Here is a 10,432-nt window from a genome sequence, read left to right on the forward strand (position 1 = left end):
CCTATAATGATGAAAATATTTTCCTTTAGTTTATTCATTATTTTCGGTCTCATTTCGTTTGCAAAAGCTGATGTAGATACTTTGAGATTATCCTTGCCAGAGGTTGTAGAAATGGCTAGGGCTAATTCTATAGCTGCTAAACAGGCCATTACCGTTAAAGAAACCAAATATTGGGAATGGAGAACTTTTAAATCCAATTATCAGCCACAGCTAGCTTTAGAGGGTATTTTGCCTGGTTATACTAAAACCTATACCCAAGTTCAGCAGCCAAACGGAACTATTCTTTTTCAACCAGTGCATTATGATAATTCTTCTCTTACCTTAAATTTTAGTCAGAGTTTGGCGGCAACCGGCGGTACCATTTATGGTACAACTCAACTGCAACGTTTTGATGATTTTGATAGGAACAATGTGCTTTATAATGGGATTCCCTATGGTATTGGGTATACTCAACCGCTTCTTCAGTTTAATAAATTAAAATGGGATAAAAAGATTGAGCCCTTAAAATACAACGAAAGTAAACAGGCATTTGTAGAAACTCAAGAAAAAATTGCCATTACCGTAACCGAATATTTTTTTGATCTTTTGCTGGCACAGGTAAACTTAAATATTGCTACAACCAATTTTGCAAATACACAGCGGATTTTAACCATTGCCAATACCAAATTTGAATTGGGCAAAATCTCCAAAAATGAAATTCTCCAACTACAGCTCGAGGTTTTAAATGCTCAAAAAGCAGTTGGAACCGCAAAGCGAGATGTGGAAATCGCTACCCTCAACCTCCGAAGTTATACCGGAATAGAGGGTGATGATAGAATAAAACTAACAATGCCTGGAGTGGTTACCCAAATGATGGTTGGAGCCGACAAAGTTTTGGCAGAAGCTTTTGAAAACCGATCAGATGCAATTGCCTTTGTCCGTCGCTTGGCTGAGGCCAGAAGAGATGTTGCAAAAGCAAAAGGAGAAAACGGACTCACCGCAACCTTAAGGGCAAACTTAGGTTTTTCCAATGCTGGCAACAGTGCTTTTGATGTTTATCGCTCGCCGAAAAACCAACAGTCTGTAGAGTTACAACTTTCTATCCCTGTGATGGATTGGGGGCGTTCGAAATCCAGAACTAAAACGGCTGAGGCAAATCAACAATTTACCACCTATGCCGTGGAGCAAGATAAACAAACTTTTAAACAGCAGATTGTAACGCAGGTTACCTTGTTTAATATGATGAAAGAACAAATACAACTCACCGCCGAGGCTGAAAAAATTGCTGCCGAGAAATATAAAATCGCAGGCGAACGCTATGTTTTGGGCAACCTGAGCATTACCGATTTGAGCATTGCTTTTCAGGAAAACGATAAGGCTAAACGAGATTATGTTTCTTCACTTAGAGATTTTTGGGCCGCTTATTATCAGTTGAGATATTTATCGCTCTACGATTTTGATCAGAATAAAAAGATAACGTATTAGTTAGATGCAAAAAATTTACCACCGAAACACAGAAAACACGGAAAGTATCTTGAACCCTGCTTACAAACTAACTATGAACAATGGGTTTTTATCCCCCTCCAAAGGGGGATACAGGGAGGCAAAGCAAAATGACAGATTTGGCCACGGAAACAGAAGAGATGGAAAATATTTTAATAACTGCCTACAAACCAAATATGAACGTTAGGTTTTTATCCCCCTCTTTGAGGGGGGAGCACAGGGAAAGAGCGCTGGCAGGGGGAGGAAAATAAGGCTATTACTTCCTCCCCCTGCCCCCTCCAAAGGGGGATACAGGGAGGCAAAGCAAAATGACAAAAAGAACTATGAAACACGGAAAGTATTTTGAAACCTGCTTACAAACCAACCAAGACCGATGGGTTTTTATCCCCCTCTTTGAGGGGGGAGCACAGGAAAGAGCGCTGGCAGGGGGAGGAAATAAATTGCTAACTCCTCCACTTGTTCCTCAAAAGGAGGATACAGGGCGGAAAAGCAAAATGACAGATTTAGCCACGGAAACACAGAAGGCCCGGAAAATATTTTAATAACTGCTTACAAACCAAACATGAACGTTAGGTTTTTATCCCCCTCCTTGAGGGGGGAGCGCAGGGAAAGAGTGCAGGCAGGGGGAGGAAAATAAGGCTATCAATTCCTACCCCTGCCCCCTCCAAAGGGGCATACAGGGAGGCAAAGCAAAATGACAAAAAGAACTATGAAACACGGAAAGTATTTTGAACCCTGCTTACAAACTGCCTAAGAACGTTAGGTTTTTATCCCCCTTTTTGAGGGGGGAGCAAAGGAAAGAGCGCTGGCAGGTGGAGGAAATAAATTGCTAACCCCCTCCTTAAAAATAAGTACTCAATTAAAAAAATAATCAATCTTAATTACTAATTATACAATATGATACGCTTACAAAACATTGAAAAAGTTTACCGAACCGATACAGTAGAAACCCTAGCAATAAATGGGATCAATCTTGATATTGCAAAAGGCGAGTTTTTATCCATTATGGGTCCGTCGGGTTGCGGGAAAAGTACGCTCCTAAACATCATGGGATTATTGGATGAGCCTTCAAAGGGTTTGATTAAAATAGATGATACGGATATCAGTAAATTTTCCGATCAGCAGTTGGCAAAGTTTAGAAACCAAAAGCTGGGATTCATCTTTCAAAGCTATCACTTAATTAACGATTTACAGGTTTTGGATAATGTAGAGTTGCCTTTATTGTACCGCACTTCCTCTGCAAAAGAACGTAAAATGCTGGCATCAGAAGCGCTTGAAAAAGTAGGGTTAAGTAATCGCTTAAAGCATTTTCCAACGCAGTTATCAGGTGGTCAGCGCCAGCGTGTGGCCATTGCCCGTGCCATCGTTGGAAACCCGCAAATTATTTTGGCCGATGAGCCTACCGGAAACTTAGATAGTGCAATGGGAAATGAGATTATGGATATTCTCATCAACCTAAATAAAAATGAAGGAACTACAATTGTAATGGTTACGCATGATGAAAGCATGGCGCACAAAACGCATAGATTGGTTCGTTTATTCGATGGCTCACAAGTTCAATAACGCGGAATTATGTTTAAGAATTATTTTAAAATCGCCATCGCTGTATTGAAACGGAGAAAGTTCTTCACCTTCATTAGCCTATTCGGAATTAGTTTTACACTCACCATATTAATGGTTTCTACCGCTTTTATGGATAAAGTTCTAAGTCCAGATTATCCAGATTACAAAAGAGAACGCTCTCTGTATATAACGGGAATTGAAATCAGAAACTCCAAAGAAGGGTGGATGAACAGTAGTAATCTATCCATGTACTTTTTAAATCACTATGTATCAACATTAAAAAATGTACAGAAAATGGGTATTTCTTCCAGTGCGAAACCATCGAACGCCTATGTAAACAATAAAAAACTGGTTATAGAATATAAATATACAAATGCCGATTACTGGAATGTACTCGAATACAAATTTTTGGAAGGAAAACCATTTTCGCAAAAAGAAATCGATAACGCAGAATTGATTGCAGTAATATCTAAGCAAACAAAAGAGGCTTACTTTGGTGATGAAAAATCAGTGGTAGGCAAATATATCTCTGCAGATAATATTAATTATCGGGTAATCGGTGTAGTAGAAAATGTTTCAAAAACACTTCAAAACCTTAGTGGTGATATGTATTTGCCTTACACCATTGCCAAAGAAAACCATAACAATACAGATGTTATGGGGTCTTACAACGCAGTTTTGCTGGCTAAAAGTACAGCCGATGTTCCCAAAATGAAAATGGAATTCGACCAGATGATGAAAAAGGTTCCCATTCCGAAAGACTTTGATAAAATTTATTGCAATGCCGATCCATTTTTTACCACGGTAACCAGAAGACTTGGAGGCAACTCAACAGATGGTGCGGTTACAAAGGTAGTTTCTTTGGTAACTGGTTTTGTCTTGTTGTTTTTATTGCTTCCAACTATCAATTTGGTTAATATTAACATCACCCGAATTATGGAGCGCTCTTCCGAAATCGGTGTACGCAAAGCCTTTGGTGCATCATCAAAAACACTGGTGTATCAATTTATTGTCGAGAATATGATTCTCACACTTTTGGGTGGTTTTATTGGATTAATACTTTCCTTACTGATCATTTATTTAATTAATGGGGCAAATTTAGTCTCCAATATGCATCTTTCCATGAATTTTACTGTGTTGTTTTACAGCTTACTTGCCTGCCTGTTTTTCGGATTGATTTCTGGCGTTTATCCCGCTTGGCGAATGTCTAAATTAAATGTAGTTAAAGCGTTAAAAGCTTAATCAATCACAAATAAACGATATTATTATGTTCAAACATTTATTTAAATTAATCTGGAATAAAAGGAAACAGAATTTTCTTTTTCTATCCGAAATCCTCATTTCTTTCCTCGTTACTTTTGCGGTTTTTTCTTACCTCACCTACTACTACCAAAATTATAGCAGACCTTTGGGTTTTGATTATAATCGGGTTTGGTCTATTACCTATGATAATGGTCAGCTTCCTAAAAATCAGGATTCGCTAAGCACTTTTTATGATAATCTGAACAAATCATTAAAGGCGATGCCTCAAATAGAAGCAACCGCATTCTCCAGTAATAATTATCCTTATTCGGATAGTTTTATGAGTACAGGTTTAACGCAAAATGGAAAGAAATTTAATTATGTAAGTAATTTCATTGTCGGTGCCGATTATCAAAAAGTATGGCAAGTTAAGTTATTGGAAGGCCGATGGTTTTTGCCCGAAGATGTGGTGACCAAAGATAAAGGCGTTATTATTAACGAAACTCTAAAAGACCAAATGTTTGGGAAAGGAAAGGCAACAGGTAAATTTATTGGCGATTTCGATGATAAAAACAAACTCAAGGTAATTGGAGTGGTGCAAGATATCAAATCAAACGGTGATTTCTCGCCCATCGGAAACTCCATTTTCATCAGGTTAGATACCGGTTATTTAAAGTGGACTGGTACGCTCTTGTTAAAAGTACGCGAAACCGCGGATGCAACTTTTGAGAGTAAACTTTATAAATTTATGGCAACCTCCACACATGGCGCCGTGGAAATAAAGCATGTAGATGAAATGCGTGACTCGAGAAATGAAGTTACCATTATCCCAATGGTTATTTTCATCATCATTGCCAGCTTTCTAATTATCAATGTTGCTTTGGGTTTATTTGGTGTTTTATGGTACAATATTAATAAGCGGAAAGGAGAAATTGGTTTACGCAGAGCGATTGGTGCAAGCGGAAATTTGGTATCTTATCAACTTGTTTTGGAATCTATAATTTTAGCGACAATCTCTTTAATTGTAGGCTGTTTTTTTGCGGTTCAATTTCCATTATTAAACGTTTACAATGTGCCATCAAGCGTGTATTTAATTGCAATGTTGCTCTCTGTTTTATTTATTTATCTGTTGGTTTTTGCCTGCTCCCTTTATCCGGGCAAACAGGCTGCGGCTATCCATCCGGCAATAGCATTGCACGAAGAATAATACTTATCTTAACTTTGAATATATGATATTAATTGTTGATGATGATATAGCGGTAAGAACTTCGTTAACACTCTTGTTAAAAGGTGCTGGAAACGAAGTTGTTACTGCAGATAATGCAGTTCTGGCCTTCGAGGTAATAAAAACCGGAAAGCCTGAATTGGTTATTTTGGATTTAAATTTCTCAATTGATACTTCCGGAGAAGAGGGCATGAATCTTCTCAAAAAAATAAGGGCTATTAACCAAACGCTTCCTGTTATTTTAATTACAGGTTGGGCAAGTATTGAGTTGGCTGTTCAGGGGATGAAATTCGGCGCAAATGATTTTGTAAACAAACCTTGGAGTAACGATTATCTACTTCAATCGGTAGAAACATTATTGCAACTTAACGGAAAAAAACCACTTTCTAGAAATAGGAAAGGCCTCGATAAGAAGTATAATTTTAAACAAATTATTGGTGAAGATGCCGGTCTTTTATCCATTTTGGAAACCATTGGTAGAGTAGCAGGAACCAATGCTTCGGTTCTAATTACCGGAGAAAGTGGAACGGGTAAGGAACTTATTGCAGAAGCGATTCACGAAAACAGTAACCGATCTAATAAACCTTTTATTAAGGTAAATTTAGGTGGAATTTCATCTTCCTTGTTTGAAAGTGAAATGTTTGGTCATGTTCGTGGGGCATTTACCGATGCCCGATTTGATCGGGTTGGTCGTTTTGAAATGGCAAATAAAGGCACTATTTTCTTAGATGAAATTGGTGATCTGGAAGCCAGCAGTCAAGTTAAATTATTACGGGTTTTGCAAGATAGAACTTATGAAGTTTTAGGCAGTAGCCGAACAAAAGTTGTGGATACCCGAGTAGTTTGTGCAACCAATAAAAATTTAAACGAGATGGTTAATTCGAGTCTGTTTAGAGAAGATTTACTATATCGAATTAACCTGATTCCCATTCATTTACCTGCCTTACGAGATAGACCAAATGATATTCCATTGCTGGTTAATTTCTTTATCGATAATTTAAAAGAGATATACAATCGGCCGGATTTAACGATTTCTCCATCTGCCATGCGTTGGTTGCAACAATTGCCCTTACCCGGAAATATCCGCCAGCTTAAAAACCTGGTAGAACGAACGGTTTTAATCAGTAGTAAAAGCGAATTGGGCATTGATGATTTTAAATCTCAATTAAATTTATCTCCACTAAAAAATAATCAAGTTAAACTGCCGGGCGTGGGCACGATGACACTCGATCAAATGGAAGCCGAAATGGTTAAACAAGCCATGAATTTCCATAAAAACAGAATTACAAAAGCAGCAGCATCTTTAGGGATTACCAGAAATGCGCTGTACCGAAGATTAGAAAAACATCAAATTCCTTTTAATGAAACTGAAGACTAAATACATCTTCTTCATCGTTGCGCTTCATCTGATTTGCTTGGTGATGAGCTATTTTATTTTCGAAAAAAACAAAATAATTTTTATGCTGTCGGAAGTCATTATCATTATTTCCGTGGTGATTTCTTTAAGCTTGTATAAGCAATTGATTATGCCTTTAACCTATTTAAAACAGGGTATTAATGCAATTAAGGATAAAGATTTTAATGTTAAATTCGTATCTACAGGCAAAAAAGAAGTTGATGATTTGGTTGATGTTTACAACAGAATGATTGATGAATTGAGACTGGAAAGAACCAAGCAACAAGAACAACATTTCTTCCTCGAAAAACTGATTCAAACTTCACCTACCGGAATTGTTATTTTAGATTTTGATGGACAGGTAAAACAGATTAATCCAAAGGCAACCGAAATTTTAAATAACGATTACGATTTGTTATTCAGCCAGATTAAGGATGTAAAAACAGGTTCATCTAAAATGATTCGAATTGGCGGATTGCGCACTTTCAAAATTCAAAAATCTAGATTTATAGATCGAGGTTTTGAACGGATTTTTGTAATGATGGAAGAAGTTACTGCCGAGATTTTCGAAGCAGAGAAGAATGTTTACAGTAAAGTAATCAGAATGATGGCACATGAAGTAAACAATACCGTTGGCCCAGTAAATTCGATTATAAGCAGCACTTTATCGCAAGAAAATATTTGGCTTAATTCAGAAAATAAATTGCTCAAAAATGCGCTTCAAGTAGCAATAGATAGAAACCAAAATCTTAATATTTTCATGCGCAATTTCGCCGATTTGGTTAAACTTCCAGAAGCGAATAGAAAACGGATTGATTTAATTCCGCTGCTTAAATCGGTAACTGAATTGATGGCTTTCTCCAAAAATGGAAAGGATATTAAGTTTGATCTTCAGCTTCCCAACGAGCCTTATTTTGTTCTTGCAGATGTACAACAATTGGAACAGGCACTTATCAATATTATTAAAAATGCAATAGAAGCCATTGAAAATGAAGGTGATATTGAGATAAATTTAAACGGAAATAAACGCACCCTAATCATTTCTGATAATGGGAACGGAATTTCAGAAGCAGATACCGAACAACTTTTTAGTCCGTTTTTTAGCACTAAAAAAGATGGGCAGGGAATTGGATTAACTTTAGTTAGAGAAATTTTGCTCAATCATGGGTTTGAGTTCTCATTAAAAACTTTAGCTCAAAATAGCACAGAATTTGTAATCCAGCTGGGGTAAAACTTTAAAATCAAATCTTTTGCGAAACCGCTCAATTAAAACTCATCCTTAATTTTTGAATCGACATCCTGATTCGGGTTTTAACCGTTCCTATGGGCATACTCAGCTTTTCGGCAACTTCTTCATGCGTGTAGCCTTTATAATAAATCAAATCGATAATTTCTCTCTGTTTGCTATTTAAGGAATTGAATAGGTTTTTAAGGCCGATAACCTCTGGATTAAAGGAGTTTGTGTAGTTCGTATCTAATTCGGCAGAAACAAAATCTAGTGAAATATTTTTTGCTCCGTCCTTATTCATTTTTAGGCGGAGATAATCTAATGCCGTGTTTCTAGCTATTCTACTTATCCAAGTGAAGATTCTCGACTTAGAAGGATCATAACTTGAGGCATATTTTCTGATCTTAATAAAAGTATCCTGAAGTAAATCCTCAGCGGTTTCTTGTTGCTGTACAATTTTACTTATTACGCCTAATAAAGAAGGTGCATACATTTTATATAACTGGTTAAAAGCATCAAAACTTCCAGAAACCAAGCCTTCGGCAAGTAAGGTTTCATTAGGCAAAGTAGCCTGTTTTAACGGTTTAATATTAGGAGGTGTAAGTATAAATGCAATCATGATTAGAGGTTATACGAGATTGAACACGTTAACCCATAATATGTTTTTGGTATTCCAAATTGCTATTGCATTTTAGTGTAAGGCACTGTTATATAGGATATTCGTTTAGAGTATTCGAAAAGAATGATTTATAATTATCGTGGAAGCGAGAAAGAAATGGTTGTACCTTTTTCGATTTCCGAAGATGCATGAATTTTGCCCTGCATTTTTTTAACCAGACTGCTTACCGCATCAAGCCCTAAACCGTTTCCTTTTTTGCCAAACCGATCGCTTTCTGCAGAAGTAAATCCCTCTTCAAAAATTCTCTCTAGCTGATCCTTTGCGATTCCTCTTCCATTATCGCTTACCGAAAAATAATATTGGCTTTTATCTTCTCTAAAACCCAATTCTATTTCTGGCTGGCTTTTATTATTATAACGAATGGCATTGCTAAACAGATTGAGTAAAATCTGCTCTATCGCAATCCGAGAACTTTTAATTTTGCCAGAATTTGAAAAACTAATTTTGCATTCTTGTGGAGCGTTGAGCATGTGAACGATTTTTTCAAAAAGTTCAACAAGTTCAAACGTTTCATGTGCTGAAAGAAGCGAGGATGGTTTTTTAGAATAATCGAGCATATCATCCACATAAGTAACCAAGTTTTTTGCAGATCGAAGCGCAATATTAATCAAGCGGACAGAACGTTCATCACCTTCTGATTGAAATTTTTTCTGAATAGAATCTGCCGACATAATGATGCTCGTTAAAGGATTTTTAATGTCGTGAGCAACACGTTGTGCAAATTTTTCGATGAATGTGTTTGCCTCTATCAGTGCGTCATTAGTACTTTCAAGTTCTTTCAGTTTTCTTCTGAGCTCCATTTGATGGAGTGCCTGTTTACCTAAAACCCGAAGTGCTTTAAGCTGACTTTCACTCAATTCTTTTTCTTCGTGGTCAATTACGCAGATTGTGCCCAAAGCATAGCCTTCGGGATTAACCAGCGGAACCCCTGCGTAAAAAACAATCCGCGTATCGCCAGTAACTAGCGGGTTACCAATAAAACGTTCGTCTTTTCTGGCGTCTTTAACTACCATAATTTCTCGATCATCAAGAATGGCGTGAGAACAAAAAGCAACTTCTCTAGAAGTTTCTCTAAGTTCGGTGCCAAAACCAGATTTGAACCATTGCTTATTTTCGCCCAAGATGGTCACTAATGCAATTGGTGTTTGGCAGATTTCTGCAGCAAGCATGGTTAGCTCATCAAAGTCGTTTTCCGAACCCCAACTTTCAATATGATAAGATTCAATCGATTTGAGTCTCTCATTTTCATTCGCTGGCTTTTCTGGGAAAATCATTCTAGGGTACTAAGATTAAAACTTCCAAATGTAAGTAAAAATACGCAGTAGTTTTCATTCTTAAAAGGGGTAAAAACCCTCGATATAATACCACGGCTGCATATCTATTATGCATTTGGCGGTGGTTTGTTTTGTAAAATAAAGGATTGCCTCGGCTCCCATAAACCCAGATTTGCACTTACGTTCATATTGTATCTTTGCTAGGAGGAACGAAGAAGCAATCTCTTTATAATAAGCTTTTTTTACTTCAAAAGCACGATAGGTAAGTTGGATAAACCGCTTCAAATTGACCCCTCTTCGCCAATCTAAAAAGTTCCCCTTAGCCGAGTTAATTTGATAAGGT

The 10,432-nt window shown here is 37.1% G+C and carries 10 protein-coding genes; 7 read left to right on the forward strand and 3 right to left on the reverse strand.

From position 1 onward, the window contains the following. Window positions 1-6: 6 nt before the first annotated feature. The 7 genes from H7U22_RS07640 to H7U22_RS07670 all read left to right on the forward strand — a co-directional run bounded on the left by H7U22_RS07640 (window position 7) and on the right by H7U22_RS07670 (window position 8,139). Entirely contained in the window at window positions 7-1,464 is a 1,458-nt protein-coding gene (locus H7U22_RS07640; RefSeq protein ID WP_187070756.1) for a TolC family protein, read from the forward strand. A gap of 326 nt (window positions 1,465-1,790) precedes the next feature. After that, window positions 1,791-2,024: a hypothetical protein gene (locus H7U22_RS07645; RefSeq protein ID WP_187070757.1), complete on the forward strand. Its 234-nt coding sequence runs from the start codon at window positions 1,791-1,793 to the stop codon at window positions 2,022-2,024. Window positions 2,025-2,379: 355 nt separating this feature from the next. Beyond that, window positions 2,380-3,045 (forward strand): ABC transporter ATP-binding protein, encoded by a 666-nt coding sequence (locus tag H7U22_RS07650; RefSeq protein ID WP_187070758.1) that lies wholly within the window; start codon window positions 2,380-2,382, stop codon window positions 3,043-3,045. A gap of 9 nt (window positions 3,046-3,054) precedes the next feature. After that, window positions 3,055-4,287: an ABC transporter permease gene (locus H7U22_RS07655; RefSeq protein WP_187070759.1), complete on the forward strand. Its 1,233-nt coding sequence runs from the start codon at window positions 3,055-3,057 to the stop codon at window positions 4,285-4,287. Between the two features lie 25 nt (window positions 4,288-4,312). Then, complete coding sequence (locus H7U22_RS07660; RefSeq protein WP_187070760.1) at window positions 4,313-5,494, forward strand: ABC transporter permease; 1,182 nt, start codon at window positions 4,313-4,315, stop codon at window positions 5,492-5,494. 22 nt (window positions 5,495-5,516) lie between these two features. After that, on the forward strand, window positions 5,517-6,890 hold the full coding sequence (locus tag H7U22_RS07665) for a sigma-54-dependent transcriptional regulator (RefSeq protein ID WP_187070761.1): 1,374 nt from the start codon (window positions 5,517-5,519) through the stop codon (window positions 6,888-6,890). After that, window positions 6,874-8,139: a sensor histidine kinase gene (locus H7U22_RS07670; RefSeq protein WP_187070762.1), complete on the forward strand. Its 1,266-nt coding sequence runs from the start codon at window positions 6,874-6,876 to the stop codon at window positions 8,137-8,139. Before H7U22_RS07665 ends, H7U22_RS07670 begins: the two co-directional genes overlap by 17 nt. A 31-nt stretch (window positions 8,140-8,170) precedes the next feature. Here H7U22_RS07670 and H7U22_RS07675 read toward each other — a convergent pair whose 3' ends face one another. The 3 genes from H7U22_RS07675 to H7U22_RS22850 form a co-directional block, all read right to left on the reverse strand. Beyond that, window positions 8,171-8,755 (reverse strand): RNA polymerase sigma factor, encoded by a 585-nt coding sequence (locus H7U22_RS07675; protein ID WP_187070763.1) that lies wholly within the window; start codon window positions 8,753-8,755, stop codon window positions 8,171-8,173. A 134-nt stretch (window positions 8,756-8,889) separates the two neighbouring features. Beyond that, window positions 8,890-10,089: a GAF domain-containing sensor histidine kinase gene (locus H7U22_RS07680; protein WP_187070764.1), complete on the reverse strand. Its 1,200-nt coding sequence runs from the start codon at window positions 10,087-10,089 to the stop codon at window positions 8,890-8,892. 60 nt (window positions 10,090-10,149) lie between these two features. Then, a partial coding sequence (locus tag H7U22_RS22850; RefSeq protein WP_222621814.1) for a hypothetical protein occupies window positions 10,150-10,432 on the reverse strand: 283 nt, incomplete at its 5' end.

It is taken from the genome of Pedobacter fastidiosus, from assembly GCF_014306625.1.
Classification (GTDB): domain Bacteria; phylum Bacteroidota; class Bacteroidia; order Sphingobacteriales; family Sphingobacteriaceae; genus Pedobacter; species Pedobacter fastidiosus.